This is a genomic window from Streptomyces sp. NPDC044033 (genome assembly GCF_056434425.1).
On record NZ_JBWKFF010000020.1, the window covers coordinates 148,378 to 165,004 of the forward strand.

Genomic DNA, 16,627 nt, shown 5'->3' on the forward strand with positions numbered 1-16,627 from the left:
GTCACATAGGCGGCACCGGGTTCGGGTTCGGATTCGGGTACGGATTCGGGTTCGGGTTCGGGTTCGGGTTCGCCTTCAGGGGAGCCGAAGCGACGGCACACGCCGCGATCTCCCCTCTGTCCTCGTGATCGAGCGCGAACCACACGTGTTTGGCGATGGATTGCTCGCCTCTGCGGGGCCACGTCACTCCCCAGTGCGACGCCAACGCATGAACGAGGTGCAACCCGCGCCCCCGCTCGTCGCCATCCCGTTCCTCTCGCAACTGCGGCCGTACGTAGGGCGCGTCATCCCACACGGCCACCCGGACTCGGGCGAACCGCACCGCCACATCGACGTGCACGACAGGTGTGCCGGTGTGCATATGAACGTTGGTGACGATCTCGCTCACGAGGAGCTCGGCCGGATCGACGAGACAGCCGTGGTCGGTCAGGACCAGAAGATCGGCTACGAGGGTCCGGGCAATCTTCGGGGCCAGGATGCCGCTCGGCAGGCTTACGCGGAACGACTGGCGTTGCGGAACTTCCGGATGGCGGTTACGGGGTACAAGGCTCATGGCTACGTCTCCCAACGCGTCTGTAGCACGCGCTGCTTGCCGCCATGGCTCAACCTCCACGGGCCACGGCTGTGGGCATGCCCGAGCGGCTGCACTGCGGTCTTACTGGCATGGGGCGCGGTGCTGCCTGAAAGCTAGTGGCATACATGCTACGTAGCAAGTAGGTAGGCACTGCTAGTGCGAACGGGTGGACCATGGCACGGTTACGCGGGACACTCTGACCAGACAGGGGAAGGTGACATGCCAGCGAGGGACAACCCGACCGCACGTCAGGCGCGTTTGGGTGCCGAGCTGCGGAAGCTGCGCGAGAGCGCGGGCAGGGCAGCACGCGAGGCGGCCGGTTTGCTGTCGACCGATCAAGCGAAGATCAGCCACACCGAATCCGGCAGAATCGGCGTTTCCGAGGAACGCATCCGCCGGTTGGCCACCTTCTACTCGTGCGACGACACAGGATTGATTGACGCACTCTGCGCCATAGCGCGCGAGCATCGCGGCCAATTCTGGTGGGACGAGTACCGCGGGCTGCTCGCTCCGGGATTCCTCGATATCGCGGAGCTTGAATACCACGCAACCTTCATGCGCTCCATGCAATCCGTCACTCTGCCCGGCATCTTCCAGACCGAGGAATACGCCCGCGCCATCTACTCCGGCCACGTCCCCGCCCTCCCCTCCAACGAGGCAGACGTGCGCGTCGAGCACCGGATGCGACGCCGGAGCGTCTTCGACCGACAAGATCCGCCACAGTTCGAGGCGGTCATCCACGAGGCCGCGCTGCGCATGCGTTTCGGCGGACGTAAGGTAGCGAAGTCGCAGCTCGAATACCTCATGGAGGTTTCGGAGTGGCCCAGCGTCACCATCCGCGTCATCCCCTTCACATGCGAAAGCTTCATTGAAGCCACGCAACCCGTCCTGTACGCCGGCGGCGTCGTTCCGCAGCTCGACACCGTCCAGATCGACAGCGCATTGGGAGGACGTTTCCTGGATGCCGACGCCGAACTCAAGAAATACCGGGCACTGCTCGACACAGCGGAAGCTGCCTCGCTTGACGCGACAGAATCAAGGCAGCTAATCCACCACATCGCGCGAGAACTGTGAGAAATCCAAGCATGGAACTGAAGTGGCAGAAGTCTTCCTTCTCCGGCGCAGGGGGCGAGAACTGCGTCGAGATCGCGGAGCAGGGCGGCACCATAATGATCCGCGAGAGTGACACCCCGAACGCACTGACGAGCACGAGCCGTAGCAAATTTGCCGCCCTCATCAAGGGTGTCCGGGCTGGGAAGTTCGACCACTTCTCCGGTTGACACATCGCTGACCAGCGACCGAGCCCCTCAGCCTCAGCGGCGAGGGGCTCTTGTCATAACCCAATCGGCATATCTGTCACGTAGCATACTTGCCGCGCAGCAGCCGTAACGCTACGGTCACCATACGTCGCGAACCTGGACTCGCAGTCAAGGCACCCACGCCCGGGGCGGCGTAACTCCCCCTGCCCGCACGTCGGTTACGACCAGGGCATGGGCTGGGCCACGAGAGAGGCTATGGCGTGACGACGGAGAACTCCCCCACCTGTGACTACTGTCAGTCCCTGACGGAGAAGCTCGCCAGGGCAGAGCAAGAGCGCGACCCCAGCGCGGCGCTGGACTGCCGCGTACTCCTGACGCGGCACGAGGCCCAGGGCCACCCGGCATCACCGCAGACAGAGCCGTGACGCCAACACGCCGCGCAGAGACGGCATTTGGGTACGCCCCTTCGTCGTGCGATCACGCAAGAGGGTGGCGGCGGGGCAAGCGCGGAGACATGCACCGCTGCCCGACCTGCGGCACGCAACGGACCGAGTCGTACGAGTCACTGCGGCTCCCGCTCCCCGCCCCGGACTACGCGCAGCAGGCACCCCACTGAGCCGCCGGCCCGGGGAGCAAGCAGGGCGGCGAGCCCCTGGTGGGGGTACCCCCGGGTGAGACGGCATTGCGCTCGGTTGGGTGCGGGTTTCGTCTCGGGCCCTTCGGACCCAAAGCGCCGGCAGCGGCGAGGGAGGGGGCCGGGCTGGGGCCGGTTCGCTGGGTACGGCCTGGGGTTGCGGCTGAGGCCAGAGAGGCTCGCTGCGCTTAGCGGCTGGCTGCTGCCGCGAAGTGGTGACTATTGGGCCTGTGGATGCGGGTGCGTCGTGGACTGAGGCCCGATGATCCGGCAGAGACGGGGAGGGGCGACCCGACGTCCGTTTACTGTCTGCGGCCTGGTTCGGGGCCAGGGCCGCAAGGGACTCCACCACGCTCCGCAGGGGTCGGGGAGCCACCGAAGGGCCTCCGGGGGGCTACTCGCAGGTAGGTTGGAGTTACTATCCGACAAAAGCGCCATACCGAACACAGAATCGGACGGTAAGTCCAACCTGTTGCTCAATCAACTTCACAGGCCGGGCATATCGGGCGCGTCGCCTCCCAGGAGGGGGTTTCCGCACCCCGAGGCCCCCGCCCAGCAGGTGGAAACCGCCCTCGAACGGCAACCATGCCCAAGGCGCAGCGCAGCGCGCCGCATTCCGCTGCCCATCGCTTTGAATCACAGGCACAAGCTGCCCCCGCGCCCGCACCCGACCCGCCCACCACGACCACTTCGCGGCAGCAACCAGCCGCGAAGCGCAGCGAGCCTCTCTGCCCCCAGCCACGCACACGGCAACAGCCAGCGAACCGGGACCAGCCGCGCCCCCTCCCCTCACGCTGCAGCGGTGCTGTCCGGTGTGTGACTCACCGTCGGAGCTGGGGGCCGCGCCGAGGGCGGTGTACTGCTCGGCGGCGTGTCGGGCCAGGCAGTGGCGACATGCGCGGCGGATTCGGTGCCGGGCCGCGGCCGAACGAGATGGCGAGGTCCGGCGGGTCTGTCCCGTCTGCCAGAGATCTTTAATGGCTGGGGTTACGGCGGTTGGAGGTCGAGTCCGGTCTTGGCGATGAGCCCCTCGATGAGGTGAGGTCGATACTGCATCCGTTTCAGCCGCGTCTTCACCAGTGCGGTGAGCTGGTCAAGGCTGTGTTTGGTGAGGTTGGCCAGGGACCTCTTCAGGTGCGACCACACGCCCTCGACCGGGTTGAACTCCGGAGCGTATGGCGGCAGCTGGTAGACGGTCAGCCATAGTCGCGCCGCGACCAGCCGTCGCATTGTGCGGCTGACGTGCGTGTTCAGATTGTCCCAGACCAAGACGATGGGGCCGCCGAGCTGCTGGTGGGCGGCATCGAGCAGGCGGGCGTAGTCGGTCTCGGTGAAGCCCTTGCGTCGGCCTTTGGCGGGGCCGCGGTCCAGGTGGATGCGGTAGGTCAGCCGTGGGCCGCGGCCGGCCTTCGTGCAGATCAGCGCCGCCATCGAGACCCGCTTGGTGCCCGCGGCGGTGACCTTCACGACGGGGGTGCGGCCTCGGCGGCCCCAGGTGCGGCCCCTGGGCGGCCTCAGGCCCTGACCTGCCTCGTCCTCGAAGCAGAGCCAGGCGCCCAAGTCCGCCGCCCTCTTTTTATGACAGGCCACTGCTCGTCCTTCCATGCAGCGATCTTCGACTCATCCCGCTCGGTGGCCTTCCTGGCCGGGACCTGCACACTCCAGCCGATGCGGTGCAGCAACAAGTCGAGCCCGGCCAGGGTGTACTCGACGCCGAACCGGTGGCGCACGATCTCGGCGATCCGGGCCAGCGTCCAGCACTGGTCACTCCAGCCGCACGCGGCCGGACCGGCCTCCAGGACCGCCTCCAGCGACCGTAGTCGGCCGGCATCGAGCTTGCAGCGGGCGCCGCCGGGACCCTTGGAGACCAGCGCCTGGCGGCCGCCCGAGGCCAGCGTCCGGCGCCAGCGGTTCGCCGACATCCGGGTCACCCGGAACCGCCGGGCCACCTCCCGGTCACTGGCTCCCGCCTCGATCAAGTCGGCCGCCGCGAGCCGGACTCGCTCGCGTCGATCCCGCTCCTCGGCTGTCAGTCCACCGCCATCGGGATACCTCATTCCTCCGGCATAGCGCGGCCCACGACAACCGTCACGACCCCACGTAACCCGCACCGTTAAAGATCTCCAGACGGGCCCACGGCCTGTGAGCCACGCGTTCTACTCCGACGCCGCCGGCCAGGCCCGCCGCAAGCTGTCGTCGAGCGAGCAGGCCGCCATCGAGGCCGTGCGGCGCGCACTGGAGCACGACCCCGATCCCAAGCACGCCCGCGGCCTCCCGTACGCCGGCCCGCGCAGCGAGTCGTACATCGTCGAGCTGCTGCCCGAGCAGACCGGGCCGCGAGATCAGCGTGGTGCACCGCTACGCGCAGGACCTCGACACCACCACCCTCATCCTGTGGATGATCGCCGGACCGTCGGGCGACTCGCGGACCGGCATCCTGATCTACACCGCCGTTCCGGACATGGAAGGGACCCTCGGCGGCCTCGCCTCGCTCGCCGAACCCGAGGAGTTCGTCAGCGCCGTGCGCCGTGCCCTTGCCGATGTCCGGCACTGCTCCTCGGACCCACTGTGCGCCGAGCGCCTGCCCCACCCGTAGTACGAGGACTTACTGCACGGAGCCGCCTGCCACGTATGCCTTCCGTCTCGGAGACGGCCTGCGAATGCGGCAACCGCTTCCTGGACCGCCGGTTCATCGTGCCCATCGGTGATCCGAGTCTGGCCCTACCCAGGACATCAAATGAGTCATGCGGCGTTCCGGCAGGCAGCGGTGACCCGGGTAGACCCCTGTCCGGCGAGGACCGCGGCGTCGAGGGTGTACTTGCGGCCCTGCATTCCAGCGTCCGTGATGAGTGTGGCGGAGCTATGGGCTGGTGCTTCGCAGGCGACGTGCAATGTCGATATCCCGTTGCAGCGCGCTGAGCCGCGGAGGTTCGCGGCTGGCGTCCAGGACGGTGACGTGGAGGGTGTCGCCGACCTGGGGAGGCGCGGCGTTCTCGTCCCACCAGGAGGGATGTTTGACCTGGTCGATAAAACCGGTCGCGCCGTCCACGTCGACCTTCGCTCCCACGGGGGCTACAGCGACCACCGTCACGTCGAACTCCTGGTGATTTCGCATCGTCACTTCGGCCCTCCGAAAATAGATACCCAACTTCGGCCCTGTGTCATCCCGTTGAACCTGTCGAGCTTCCCCACGGGAATCTCGAATTCTAGTCGCGCCGCCCCATTAGGCCCGTTGTAATCGTGGATTTTAGCGTGCTCGCCGAACTCTTCCAGAAACGATGGGTGCATATCGTACTTGACCATGCCCCTGGCGAAGTTTGCTCCTGTCGGTCCAGCGTACTCCGCGGCGACGGCCCGCTCACCGAAGTAGATCTTACCGTCGGAGATGACGCCTCCACCGATGTCCACGCCGGGTCGGTGGTTGGCAGGATTCGGACCATGCGCAAGCTCGTATTCCGCATGGGCCCCCTTTGGGGTCCGATAGATCGGGATGTAATCCGGCGCCAACCCCAGGTGGTCCGTCCATATATGCGGGTTTGCCACATAGGTGGATGGATTCGGCGCGGGGGTGAGACCTAGGGGGTCCGGGGTTACGTAGCGAGCGGTTTCTGGATCGTAGTGGCGGAAGTAGTTGTAATGGAGGCCGGTTTCGGGATCGGCGTACTGACCAGGAAAACGGAGGGGAGTATAGGCGGTGCTGTCGGAGGCCCAGGCGGTGGTGCCCCAAAGGGTGGTGCGGGTGCGCCAGGCCACATCGCCGTGCTCTTCGATGAGTTCGGTGGGGGTGCCGACGAGGTCGGTGACGATGGCGAAGAAACGGGAGTCGATCTCTTCCTGGGATTCGTCGAGGATGCGTTCGGTCTGGGCGATGGGCCGCAGATCCTGGTGTTCCCAGGTGAGAGTGACCGAATGCGGTAGTTGGCGTGCTGTGGTGGTCTGCTCGCACAGCCTGTTGCCATCCCAGGTGAAGTCGACTCGCTCGACGACCGTTCTGCCGTCGTCGGCGAGGCGGCACTTGGCCGTGCGGCGGCCAAGGGGGTCGTACGTGTAGCGCCAGCGGGCACCGTCGGGGGTGCTGACGGCGATGAGGCGGTCTTCGGCGTCCCACGTGTAGAGCCAGGTATCGGGTTTGCGGGACAAGCGGGGTTTCTGGCGCAGGGTGATGCGGCCGAGTTGATCGTGCTCGTAGCGGACTGCTCCCGCGTGGGTGATGCGGGTACCCGCGTAGCCGCGCTCACCGGTGGCCTCGTGGCCGGGCTGGTCCGCAGGCCAAGAGGCGGTGGTCTGGTTGCCCGCTTCGTCGTAGGCGTATGTCTCGGTCCAGTTGGCCGCGCGGACGTCGGTGACCCGGCCCGTCACGTCGAGGCCGAAGTGCCGCCACCCATTCAGGCCGTCGTCAAGGGCGGTGAGGTTGCCGTCGGCGCGGTAGGTGTAGCTGCGGTGTCGGATGGGGGTGCCTGCCGGGCCGGTTACGGTCTGGGTGGTGCGACGGCCGAGGGGGTCGAAGGACTGGCTGAGGGTGAGTGTGCTGCCGATGCTGCGAGTCAGCTCACGGCCTGCGGCGTCGTAGGTGAATTCGAGAGGACGGCCGCAGGCGGTCATGCCAGTGCGGCGTCCGGCGGCGTCGAAGCTCCAGGAAGTCGTCGCGCCGGTCGGTGTGGTGCGGCTTGTGCACCTCCCCGCCGCATCGTATGTGTAGGTGAGTTCACGCCCATCGACAGTTTCGGAAAGCAGGTGGCCGTAGCGGTCGCGCAACAAGGTGAGGGCTGCACCGTCGGGGCCAGTGGCCTGGGCGAGTTGGTCCGTGAGGTCGTAGGCGTAGGTGGTGATCCGGCTGTCGGCGTCCTTGCGAGTGATCTGGCCGAGCGCGTTGCGGTCGAAGGTGGTCGTCTGCCCCAGCGCGTTGGTGCGGGAGGCGAGACGGCCCGCTGGGTCCTGAGTGTAGGTGAGCGTGCGGTCGTCGAAGTCCGTCTCGGATCTCAGGCGCCCTGCGGCGTCGTAGTCGTAACTCCACGTCAGGCCCTGAGGGTTGGTGACTTGAGTGAGGCGCAGTTCGGCGTCGTGCTGGAATCGGTAACGAGCCCCGTCTGGGGTGGTGCGAGCGGTAAGCAGGTCGAAGTCGGTGTATTCGAAGTAAGTGATGCCGCCCATCTGGTCGGTGTGGCTGGTGCAATTTCCCTCACCGTCCCAGGTCCAGCTCTCGGTGGCTCCGTCGGGATGGACACGGCGGGTGAGCCTGCCTTCGACAGTCCATTCCAGGTGGGTGGTGGCGCCGGTCGGGTCGGCGATGACGGTGGGGCGGCCGAAGGCGTCGCGTGTGTAGCGGGTGGTGGCACCGAGCGGGTCGGTGACCTCGACGGGGAGGCCGGCACAGTCGCAGCGGACGGCCGTCGTGTTGCCCAGCGGATCGATTACCTCGGTTAGCCGGCCTGCAGCGTCGTAGGCGAAGTGGGTGGTCCGGCCGCCTGCCTCGGTGGACGAGGTTCGGTTGCCGCGTTCGTCGTAGGCGTGTCGGACCGCGTTGCCGTCGGTTCCCCTTACATAGGTGGGCAGGCCGAGACCGTTGTAGCGGACTATGGTCTCGCGTCCGTCGGGACGTGTAATGGACACGGCGTTGCCGTTGGTGTCGTAGCCGTAGGACGCGCTGTGGCCGAGCGGGTCAGTGCGCGTGAGCAGGCGGTTGTATCGATCCCATGAGTAGGACGTGGTGCGGCCTAGGGGATCGGTCTCGGCGACGACCTGGTGCGCTCCGTTGATGAGAAAGCGACGGGTGTGACCTGCGCCAGTGGTGGTTTCGGTGACGCGGTGACCGATTGTCTCGTCGATGATGTCGTAGGCCAGACGGAGCGCCATGTGCCCTTCGCCGCCGCCCTCGGCGACGCAACGGTCCTGGTCGTCGTATGCGTAGTTGTATGAGCGCTGGTTTGTATCGGTCCAGGAAGTGACGCGGCCTCGGTCGTCGTAACTGAACCGGAGTTTTCCGCCCGAGGAGTTGCCCACCTCGGTGAGGTGACCCGCATCGCAATAGCTGTAGCGTTTGACCTCTCGGTCGCCACCACCGGGTGCCGCGCCCACCAGGTGAAGGGCCGCGACCCGACCACCGCACGTGGCGACCTTGAGGTGATAGCCACCGCTGGAGACGATCGCGGTAGGGGCACCGTCGAAATCGTGCTCGAAGGTGAGCCAGTTGCCGTTGCGGTCATCGATCTGCTCCAGGAGCGCGAGCAGCTCACCGCGGTCGGCGAAATGCCGGACACACCCAGTGACCGGGTCGGTGACGCGGTAGCCGCCCTCCGTACGGTCAAGCGGCCAGCGAGGGCCATGGCGCGGCAGGACGCTGATCCCGGGGGCGGGGTGGGGATAGCTGAGCAGCAAGCCGTCCTCGGTGACGAAGATGACGCCCTCGGTATCGATCTCCAGACGCTGATCGACGGTGGAGGACCAGGAGGGACCGAACCATTTGCCCAATCGGTAGCCGGATTCCACGCGGCGGGTGAAGATCAGCGGGAGGGTGCCGGGCAGCGTGACGTCGGTCTGCGGCAGATACATCCGGCCGGTCGCCATGTCGATCGGGTCGGAGCCCTTGCTCTCCACTGCGTGCTGTTCGCGGGCGGCCCTGTTCGGCCCGTCCGGCGTCGCCCCCCGTTCGGTATCGCGCAGTGTTCTGCGCGCCGCGCCCCCGGCGCCCTCCTTGAGCCCCCTCTCCATGCCGCTTTTCAGCCCGAGGCGAAGGCCGCCGCGGGCGAGACCTGCGCCTTTGGTGCCGACGACTTCGGGGATGAGACGGCCGACGAACTCGGTGGGGTCCTTCGTGAACCCGTCGACGGCGGCCTTGACGACGCGTTCAGGATGCGCGGCTGTGGAGACGAGGCCGGAGAGCGTCGTGGAGACGTTCTGCAGGTACGCGGCGGGGTGCGTGAGATTGTAGGGGTCCGTCGGGTTGAGGCCACGGGCGAAGTTGACCAGCCCGGCGGTGCCTTTGAGGACGCCGCCGGCGAAGTGGGTGAGCTCCGTGTTCACGGCCTGGTAGCCGTCGGCGAGGTCGTCGCCGATGCGGTCCAGGGGCGGGGGCTCGGCCGGAGCGTGGGACAGAGCGGCCCTGACCTTGGCCTGAGCCTCGGATGCGGCGGTGTTGCGTTGTTTGCGGGCTTCGGCGAGCTTGTCGTGGGCGGCCTTGACATCGGCCTTGCCGGGATCGTGGAAGGGGTCGGGCCTGGGGCCCGGATCCTCGTCTGCCTTGATCTTGGCGTTATAGACGTCGACCTTCTTGTTGTACGCCTTTACGGCCGCGTCCGAGGCGTGTCTGCCCTTCTTGTACAAGGCGATGGCGTCCTGTGCCTGGCCCTGGGCCCATGTGACGGTGTCGGCGTACGCCTTCAAAGCGTCGGCCGCCGTCTGGCAAGCATCCGCCGCCTGCGCCCATTTGGTGGGGTGGACGCCGAACTTCTTGCGGAAACTGTCGCCGCCCTCGCCCTTCCAGTTGGAGGAGTCGACCGTACGCATGCCTTGGCCTACATGGTCGAAAGCGGTGTGAAAGTCCTTGAGGTGATTGGCACTCTCGCGGATCTTGCCGGGATTGCCGTGGACGAGCTCATCGGCTTCCTCGGTCTGGCCGAGTTGCTGTTCGCCGGGCGTGGCGCCCAGGTCGGAGGCAACCTCGTCGCCCCAGTCCTCGACGGCATCCGCCGCATCGTGCAGCCCAACGTAATCGAGTCCGTCACCGATCTTGTCGGTGGCGTAGTCGATGCCCTCGCCGACCTTTTTCTTGCCCTCCTCGATGAGATGTTCACCAAAGCTCAGACCCTTGTTGATGCCGCCTTTGATGCCGTCGCCGACATCGTCGAGGAGCCCCATCAGCCCGCACCGCCCTGCTGGTCGGCAGCTTTGGAACGGGCTTCGGGAGACGGGCCGAAGTTCTCGTCGAGCTTCCGGTCGTATTCGGCGTCGGAGACACCGAACGCACGATGCAGGTTCTCGGGGTTGAGGCCCATCGGGCCGACGGTGTGCGAGGTCATCACGTCCCGGCCGGCGTCCTTCCAGCCCTGGGCGCTCGTGGCCATGGCCTGATCGAAGGACTCTTTGCTGTAGTCCACGCCGCCGAAGGCGCCAGAGGTGGCGATATCGCCCCAGCCCTGCTGGGTGACCTCTTCCTCGGACGCGTACGGATTGCCGATCGCCGCGTTGGCGACGACCTTGAAGCTGCCTTCGACGTACTGCTCGGTCTCGTAGTACGTACCCGCGGACAGTCCGGTCTTGACAGCCAACGCGTTGCCCTCATGGACCAGCGATCGCACGCCCCACTCCCAGCGCTCGCAGAACGACTTGAAGTCCCCCGTCAGTCCCTCGTGGCCGAGCTCCAGGCCGGACAGGGCGATGTCGCCGAAGCCGCGCCCGGCCCCGGCCGTGCCCGTCATGCCGAGTTCTTTGAGTTCACTCAGGGCTTCGGTCAGTCCCTTGGCGATCAGATTCAGCCCGTCGGCCTTGAGGTCCTTGCCGCCCCCGTCGGTCATGCCACATCCCCCTCGTCCTCGTCACGGTCGACGGCAGCCTCATCCGGGACGATGCCGCGTACGGGCGGGAAGACCATGCCGTCCTCACCATCCGCGCAGTCCAGGGCGACTCCGCAGGGCACCCCGGCGGCCGGGACGGCCACATCCAGGAGACGGGCGCCGAGGATCGTCTCGTAGGTCCACTCGTGGCCATACGCCCCGCGGGCCTGGGCGTAGCGTGCCAGGGCCTGTTCGTTCGAAAATGCGAGGATGAAGCGGATACCGCCCAGGTCGGCGGTCAGAAGGCCCCGCTCCCCGTCCGCGCCGGGCTCCTCGCCCAGCGGTACCAACACCGCTGCACGTCGGAACTCTCCCAACAACTCGGCGAAAGCCCAACGCCGGTCAGTGATTTCATGGTCTTCGACTGCGGCCTCCGGCACCTGTGAATGGGCGGGGCTCCGGCCAGTCGTATCAGGAATTTCCTGCGAAGGAGTCACCGCTGCCGGTGTGGCAGACCGATCCGCCATCTCCAAGTAGTCCACAAGCCGTGGTCTGGGAATGTTGTTCTGCGCAGACGCGCCGGCTCCGTCCCCGTGTTCAGACATGCCCCTATCATCGCATCGCAGTTGTGGGAGGCAACGCCTCCCACGTCATACCCTCGTCACAAAGGGCCCTCGGGCAGGAACGCCACACGGCGTACCCTGCGCCTTCGAGCGCCAGTGTGTGACAGTCAGCTCTGCGGGTCGATGGAACGCAGCAATTCGAGCAGCCCTTGTGCCGGGAGCAGCTGATCGTCTGTGACCGGGTCGGGGCTGGAGTGCATCAGGTCATTCCGGAACTGGCGGCACTCCTCAAGGGCAGTCAGGAAATGCAGCTGATCGACGGACCAATTCAGGGCAGCCCAGTTCTCGGGCTCCCGGAGCAGGTACCCGTACGCTCCGAACGTCAGGTTGGCGGCCGATTTCACCCGGCAAGCACGCCTCCTGGGGACTACCGCGCGGATGCGGTCGAGGGGAATACACCGGTCTACCGCGCGCCGCAGGCGTTGCTCGATTTCCTCGACGAGAACGAAGGGGCGTACGCGTGTACCGAACTGAACGGTCAGGTCGGACGCGGTGATCAGGCCGCAGACCCTGTGGTCATGGTCGCGTACGAGAACGTATCCGGATTACTGGACGGTGCCGATCCAGTCGAGCAGGTCGTCCGATCGATCCGCCTCCTGGCTCCTGACCGTGGTGGCTTCGAGGCTCGCCCGAGGGTCGGCCATGTGGGCACGTCCGATCGACTCACAGCTCACGACGCCCCTCAGCCGCCCGTCCGTGTCCAGGACCGGGAGTTGGCCATAACCTCGCGACACCATCACGGTCATGGCGGTCTTGAGGCTGTCGCCCACCCGTACCGACTCGGGCATGCGGTTCGCCGATTCCAGGTTGCTCACCCGGTACGCGACGGTCCGTACCTCGGACTCCTCGTCCGGCAGGTGACCGGCGGCGTTCACGGCGCCCCGGACCGCGGGCGTCAGGCTGGTGGTGCCCGTGAGCCGGGTCAACGCGCTGGTTGGAGCTCCCCCTTGGTCGTGGACACCTGGGGACTGGGATCTTGAGGTTCCAGAGGAAGTAGCACCGGGTGGGAAGCAAGTACACGAAGCGGTACAACGAGGAGTTCAAGCGGGACGCGATCGCGCTCGCCGATTCCTCGGGAAAGACGGTCGCCGTCGTCGCCCGGGAGCTCGGCATCAGTTCCGAGTCCCTGCGTGGCTGGTACCGCCGGGCGAAGGCAGACCGGGGCGAGGGCGAGTCCGGTGAGGTGACCAGCGCCGAGCGCGAGGAGCTCAAGCGGTTGCGCAAGGAGAACCGCGAACAGCAGCAGACGATCGAGATCCTGAGAAAGCGACGGCCTTCTTCGTGAAGGAGAACGACCGGTGAACGAGCCGTGCCGGTTGATCCATGCGGAGAAGGCGATCTATCCGATCGCCCTGCTGTGCCGGGTGCTGAAGGTCCCCCGCTCCTCCTACTACGCCTGACGGGAGGGCGAGGCGGCCCGCCGCGCTCGTCAGGCCGACGACGACGCGCTCGCGCGCGAGACCACCGTGGTGCACATCGCCTCCCGCCACATCTGCGGTGTCCCGCGCATCCACGCCGAACTGCGCCGCCCGGGCCGGTGGGTGAACCGCAAGCTCGTTGCCCGCGTGATGCGTGAGCGCGACATCCGCGGTGTCACTCGGCGCAAGAGGCGTTCGCTGACTGGGCCGGATGCGAAGGCGAAGCCGGCCCCGGACCTGATCGGCCGTGTCTTCCACGCCGAGCGTCCTGGGACCAAGCGGGTCGGCGACATCACCTGCCTGCCCACCGCCGAGGGCCGGCTCTGCCTCGCCTGCCGGCTGGACCTGGCCACCCGCGAGGTCGTCGGCTATGCCATGGCCGACCACCACCGCGCCGAACTCGTCGTCGACGCCCTCGACATGTCCCACGGCCGAGGCGCACTGGAACCCGGCTGCGTGATCCACAGCAATCGCGGCAGCGAATACACGTCGACCCAGTTCCGGGAACGAATAGGGAAGTTCGGGCTGCGGCAGAGCTGCGGACGCACCAGATCATGATTCGACAACGCCGCCACGGACAGCTTCTGGGCCCTACTCAAAGAAGAGACCAGCACCCGCACCTGGCCCGACCGGGCCACCGCCCGCGCCGAGGTCTCCAACTTCATCGAGACCTTCTACAACCGCCCCCACCTGCGCAAGCACAAGACCTTCGGCTATCCCACCCGGCCGAGACCAGACAGCGGCATCAGCACGCCCTCGCGGCACAACGATCACGTGCCCACGATCACGGGGAAACTTCACTCATCCGCTCCCCCCAGCCCGTACGGCCCGGCCTCACCGGCTCGGATCAACAGTGCGGGAACGGACCTCTTCTTGTCGGGGTTCCACAGGCGCCATCACGCCTGAGAGCAACTAACCACGGCACACCGTGTCCAACACCCGCTCCACGCGCTGCATGCTCGTCCAATCAGGGCCCTCACAGTCACGGAAAGACCACGCAACCGGAACCTCAACTGGACCCAGTAATGAAAAACCCAGGTCACGGCGAGTGATGCCTGAGGTTCTTCCGAGCCGCCTTCGGGGTTCGAACCCGAGACCGACGCATGACGAGCCCGATAGAAGTCATGACGGGTTATGCTGCACGGTCGTACCAGATCCCGTTTTCCCAGATCAGAGCACATGTCGCGGTCCCGCTGGTCGTATCCCACGTTGCACCGTCCAAAGGCGTCCGCGCTCCCCTTGCGCTCCCCCGGTCGCCACCGGTGACATTCCAGTCCCGGACAGCGACCCCAACTGCCTGTCTGCAGCCGGGTTGTCACCATCTGACAATGCGAGCAGGTGCTCGGCGTCGTCGCTTCATTCTCCCCAAAGGAGCGCACCCGGCAACTGGCGGTGGACGCAGTTGAAAAACCGGTCGAGGTAGGTCCAATGACGCTGACGCCCTGGCACGATGCTCTTCAAGCTCACCGGCTCCAGTTGCTCGGGGAAGACGACGCTCGCATACGCCGCGGCCGACAGGTTCCGGGGGATCGCCGTGCACGACTTTGACGAACTTGGTGTCCCGGAGGGAGCTGACCAGCACTGGCGACATCGCATGACCGAGATGTGGGTGCGCCGCGCGCTGGCGTACCAAGACCGTGGCGTCGACCTGCTCCCTACCGGGCAGTCCCCCTTGGGTGAAGTCCTGGCTAGTCCTTCCGCCCCACGGCTGGACGGCATCGCAGTGTGCCTGGTCGATGTCTCCGACGAGGTCCGGTGCGCTCGACTCGCTGAGCGCGGCCCCGGGCGGTGGGACGCCCAGGCAGTCGACGCCTTCCTCCGCTGGGCTGCGTGGCACCGCGAGCACGCCCTCGATCCTCGTCATCGACCCCATGTCATAGTCCACGACGGCTGGCACGAGATGGTCTGGCATCGCTGGGCGAGTTGGAATGCCGAGGACCCGCGATGGCGCACGCAACTGCTCGACACCACGCACCGACCTGTGACGGACTCCGTGGACCAGGTCGAGCAGTGGATCACCGACCGTCGCCGAGCGCACCGGGCCGGCCGACTCGCTCTCAGCCACAGTTGGGCTTCGTGATACGCAACAACCGCTGCCCAGCCTTGTGTCCGAGCGGGACAGCCGTTGAACGCCTGCACAGAGCAGTTGTCGGACTCCCCCAGGTTCCTCAGGAGGCAAGCTCTCTGGGCTTCCCCGTCGTGCGGGAGATGCTGGTTGAGTTGGGGAGCGCGAGGAGGTTGTCGTCGTGGTCGGCGTTGAGGCCGTCCACGCTGCTCTCGGGTAGGTGACGCCGGCGAAGGCAATCCACTCGACGTGCAGGGATCTCCTACCTCAGACACGGGACGCTCTGCGAGATTCAACAGAACACGCGGCGGCGGGTCCTGGTGCACGACGCTCGGCTATCTCTAACGTACTCTCTGTCAGGAGCAACGCCTTGTCACACTAGACGTCTGCTGGCGATGCTACACACGAGAACGTCAGGTACCACCCCCAGGAGTCGATCTTGCGCGACGCTCCCCCAAGTGTCGGCGCTCTGTCAGACACTGTCTAGGGGCGGCCATGACGGCCGCCCCAGAGCAGCAACTACTGCTGACGCTTACTCACGTGCGAGGCGGCAGTCATGCCAGCGCCGTAGGTGAAGGCAAGGACGGCACCGCCAGAAGCTACGGCGGTGAGGGGGCTCTGGCCAAGAGCAGCGGAGCCGATCCCGGCAACCAGCCCAGCGATGACAGATACCAGAGCGACGACGACAACGTGATACACGCGGTGGTCGCAGGTAGAAGTGGTGGCAGACAAGTAGGGCCCTCCCATACTCCGTCGGAGCGCCGTCACCTGAATCAGGGCAGGCCGCAGTGCCTGCGCTGGATTCACGTCACAGCGTCGCCGCCCATCGGGCGTCGCAATAGGAGAGCGCCGGCCAGGCGCGCCTATCGCTCCTCGACTGGAGCGCTGTAGCGGTTGGCCATCATCACCGATGCACCATGCCTTTCAAGGATCTCGTCAACCACGTTCATAGTAGCCAACACCACTGACACCCGGACGAGTTGGTGTGCGCTTCCCGGGATCACAAGTGCCAGTCCGCAGCAACCCTCGCCTACCTGAGTCAGAGGATACGGCCTTATGGGCGATCGCATTGGCGTGTTACGCGACACTGGCTGGTCGCTCAGGCATCGTCGACCGTGGCCTTACGGGAGGCCCCTCCTGACACCGCCCGACCGCGGTGTCGCCCCCGGAGAAAGAAGTCGAGGTCTGCTCCACCCGCTAGAGATCATTAACTGTGGGGGTTCTGGCCCTGCTGACGGTTGAGGTCGTGTGCGGTAAGCCGGAGGTATGCGGTATCCCGATGGTGGTGGGCTGACGGCTGAGGAGCGGGCCCGGAGAGAGCAAGTGCGCCTGGCGGCGGCAGAGTTGATTGAGGACGGGGTCAGTGACTCGCAGATCGCCCGACGGTTCCGGGTGACGCGGGTGTCGGCCAATCGCTGGCGGCGGTCTCTGGCCGCAGGCGGGCGCCAGGCGCTGGTCTCGAAGGGAGCAGGTGGTGCCCGGTGCAGGCTCACCGACGATCAGTTGCGCCGGCTTGAATGCGAGCTGGAGGCGGGACCGGCCGCGCATGGCTGGAACGAGGACCA

General features: G+C 66.4%; 17 protein-coding genes and 1 pseudogene. 10 read left to right on the top strand and 8 right to left on the bottom strand.

The genetic code is table 11. The annotated features are described in order from the left end of the window. Position 1: 1 nt before the first annotated feature. Complete coding sequence (locus AC07AB_RS30540; RefSeq protein WP_478573537.1) at positions 2 to 553, bottom strand: ATP-binding protein; 552 nt, start codon at positions 551 to 553, stop codon at positions 2 to 4. A gap of 240 nt (positions 554 to 793) precedes the next feature. On the opposite strand from AC07AB_RS30540, the gene AC07AB_RS30545 reads away from it, so the two are divergent. From AC07AB_RS30545 to AC07AB_RS30560, 4 genes are all read left to right on the top strand, one after another. Further along, a complete protein-coding gene (locus AC07AB_RS30545; protein WP_478573539.1) occupies positions 794 to 1,648 on the top strand; it encodes a helix-turn-helix domain-containing protein in 855 nt (284 codons plus the stop codon). An 11-nt stretch (positions 1,649 to 1,659) separates the two neighbouring features. Further along, positions 1,660 to 1,854 carry a DUF397 domain-containing protein gene (locus AC07AB_RS30550; protein WP_478573542.1) on the top strand — a complete coding sequence of 65 codons (195 nt, stop codon included), beginning with the start codon at positions 1,660 to 1,662 and terminating at the stop codon, positions 1,852 to 1,854. A gap of 239 nt (positions 1,855 to 2,093) precedes the next feature. Continuing rightward, entirely contained in the window at positions 2,094 to 2,258 is a 165-nt protein-coding gene (locus tag AC07AB_RS30555) for a hypothetical protein (RefSeq protein WP_478573545.1), read from the top strand. Next, a complete protein-coding gene (locus AC07AB_RS30560) occupies positions 2,255 to 2,449 on the top strand; it encodes a DUF6255 family natural product biosynthesis protein (protein WP_478573548.1) in 195 nt (64 codons plus the stop codon). The genes AC07AB_RS30555 and AC07AB_RS30560 overlap by 4 nt, the downstream gene beginning before the upstream one ends. A 1,005-nt stretch (positions 2,450 to 3,454) precedes the next feature. Here AC07AB_RS30560 and AC07AB_RS30565 read toward each other — a convergent pair. Continuing rightward, positions 3,455 to 4,524, bottom strand: a protein-coding gene (locus AC07AB_RS30565; RefSeq protein WP_478573551.1) for an IS630 family transposase whose coding sequence is annotated in 2 segments (ribosomal slippage) — positions 3,455 to 4,038 and positions 4,038 to 4,524 — 1,071 coding nt in all. Because the reading frame shifts where the segments join, the coding sequence is not laid out codon by codon here. Positions 4,525 to 4,817: 293 nt separating this feature from the next. Here AC07AB_RS30565 and AC07AB_RS30570 point away from each other — a divergent pair. Beyond that, the gene (locus tag AC07AB_RS30570; protein ID WP_478573554.1) at positions 4,818 to 5,063 is read left to right on the top strand and encodes a hypothetical protein; all 246 of its coding nucleotides are present in this window, start codon (positions 4,818 to 4,820) and stop codon (positions 5,061 to 5,063) included. 264 nt (positions 5,064 to 5,327) lie between these two features. Here the strand turns inward: AC07AB_RS30570 and AC07AB_RS30575 are convergent, their stop codons facing one another. The 6 genes from AC07AB_RS30575 to AC07AB_RS30600 all read right to left on the bottom strand — a co-directional run bounded on the left by AC07AB_RS30575 (position 5,328) and on the right by AC07AB_RS30600 (position 12,505). Continuing rightward, complete coding sequence (locus tag AC07AB_RS30575; RefSeq protein WP_478573598.1) at positions 5,328 to 5,582, bottom strand: hypothetical protein; 255 nt, start codon at positions 5,580 to 5,582, stop codon at positions 5,328 to 5,330. 2 nt (positions 5,583 to 5,584) lie between these two features. Next, positions 5,585 to 10,321 (bottom strand): putative T7SS-secreted protein, encoded by a 4,737-nt coding sequence (locus AC07AB_RS30580; protein ID WP_478573557.1) that lies wholly within the window; start codon positions 10,319 to 10,321, stop codon positions 5,585 to 5,587. Further along, positions 10,321 to 10,977 (bottom strand): hypothetical protein, encoded by a 657-nt coding sequence (locus AC07AB_RS30585; RefSeq protein ID WP_478573559.1) that lies wholly within the window; start codon positions 10,975 to 10,977, stop codon positions 10,321 to 10,323. The genes AC07AB_RS30580 and AC07AB_RS30585 overlap by 1 nt, the downstream gene beginning before the upstream one ends. Beyond that, positions 10,974 to 11,309 carry an SseB family protein gene (locus AC07AB_RS30590; protein WP_478573562.1) on the bottom strand — a complete coding sequence of 112 codons (336 nt, stop codon included), beginning with the start codon at positions 11,307 to 11,309 and terminating at the stop codon, positions 10,974 to 10,976. The genes AC07AB_RS30585 and AC07AB_RS30590 overlap by 4 nt, the downstream gene beginning before the upstream one ends. A 377-nt stretch (positions 11,310 to 11,686) precedes the next feature. Beyond that, entirely contained in the window at positions 11,687 to 11,923 is a 237-nt protein-coding gene (locus AC07AB_RS30595) for a hypothetical protein (RefSeq protein ID WP_478573565.1), read from the bottom strand. A 201-nt stretch (positions 11,924 to 12,124) separates the two neighbouring features. After that, the gene (locus AC07AB_RS30600) at positions 12,125 to 12,505 is read right to left on the bottom strand and encodes a CBS domain-containing protein (RefSeq protein WP_478573569.1); all 381 of its coding nucleotides are present in this window, start codon (positions 12,503 to 12,505) and stop codon (positions 12,125 to 12,127) included. Positions 12,506 to 12,582: 77 nt separating this feature from the next. On the opposite strand from AC07AB_RS30600, the gene AC07AB_RS30605 reads away from it, so the two are divergent. The 5 genes and pseudogenes from AC07AB_RS30605 to AC07AB_RS30625 all read left to right on the top strand — a co-directional run. Further along, entirely contained in the window at positions 12,583 to 12,864 is a 282-nt protein-coding gene (locus AC07AB_RS30605; protein ID WP_478573572.1) for a transposase, read from the top strand. Between the two features lie 163 nt (positions 12,865 to 13,027). Beyond that, a pseudogene (locus AC07AB_RS30610) lies at positions 13,028 to 13,177 on the top strand (IS3 family transposase); the annotation flags it as partial. Positions 13,178 to 13,195: 18 nt separating this feature from the next. Continuing rightward, positions 13,196 to 13,555 carry a DDE-type integrase/transposase/recombinase gene (locus AC07AB_RS30615; RefSeq protein WP_478573601.1) on the top strand — a complete coding sequence of 120 codons (360 nt, stop codon included), beginning with the start codon at positions 13,196 to 13,198 and terminating at the stop codon, positions 13,553 to 13,555. Between the two features lie 1,036 nt (positions 13,556 to 14,591). Further along, the gene (locus AC07AB_RS30620) at positions 14,592 to 15,077 is read left to right on the top strand and encodes a hypothetical protein (RefSeq protein WP_478573574.1); all 486 of its coding nucleotides are present in this window, start codon (positions 14,592 to 14,594) and stop codon (positions 15,075 to 15,077) included. A 1,251-nt stretch (positions 15,078 to 16,328) separates the two neighbouring features. Beyond that, positions 16,329 to 16,627 (top strand): helix-turn-helix domain-containing protein (locus tag AC07AB_RS30625; protein ID WP_478573577.1); only part of this gene is annotated, 299 nt, incomplete at its 3' end.

Excerpts from the sequence above, each read along its gene's own strand:
- AC07AB_RS30620 (WP_478573574.1), top strand. The coding sequence starts at position 14,592 with ATGACCGAGATGTGGGTGCGCCGCGCGCTGGCGTACCAAGACCGTGGC.
- AC07AB_RS30580 (WP_478573557.1), bottom strand. The coding sequence starts at position 10,321 with ATGGGGCTCCTCGACGATGTCGGCGACGGCATCAAAGGCGGCATCAAC.
- AC07AB_RS30585 (WP_478573559.1), bottom strand. The coding sequence starts at position 10,977 with ATGACCGACGGGGGCGGCAAGGACCTCAAGGCCGACGGGCTGAATCTG.
- AC07AB_RS30545 (WP_478573539.1), top strand. The coding sequence starts at position 794 with ATGCCAGCGAGGGACAACCCGACCGCACGTCAGGCGCGTTTGGGTGCC.
- AC07AB_RS30550 (WP_478573542.1), top strand. The coding sequence starts at position 1,660 with ATGGAACTGAAGTGGCAGAAGTCTTCCTTCTCCGGCGCAGGGGGCGAG.
- AC07AB_RS30575 (WP_478573598.1), bottom strand. The coding sequence starts at position 5,582 with ATGCGAAATCACCAGGAGTTCGACGTGACGGTGGTCGCTGTAGCCCCC.
- AC07AB_RS30540 (WP_478573537.1), bottom strand. The coding sequence starts at position 553 with ATGAGCCTTGTACCCCGTAACCGCCATCCGGAAGTTCCGCAACGCCAG.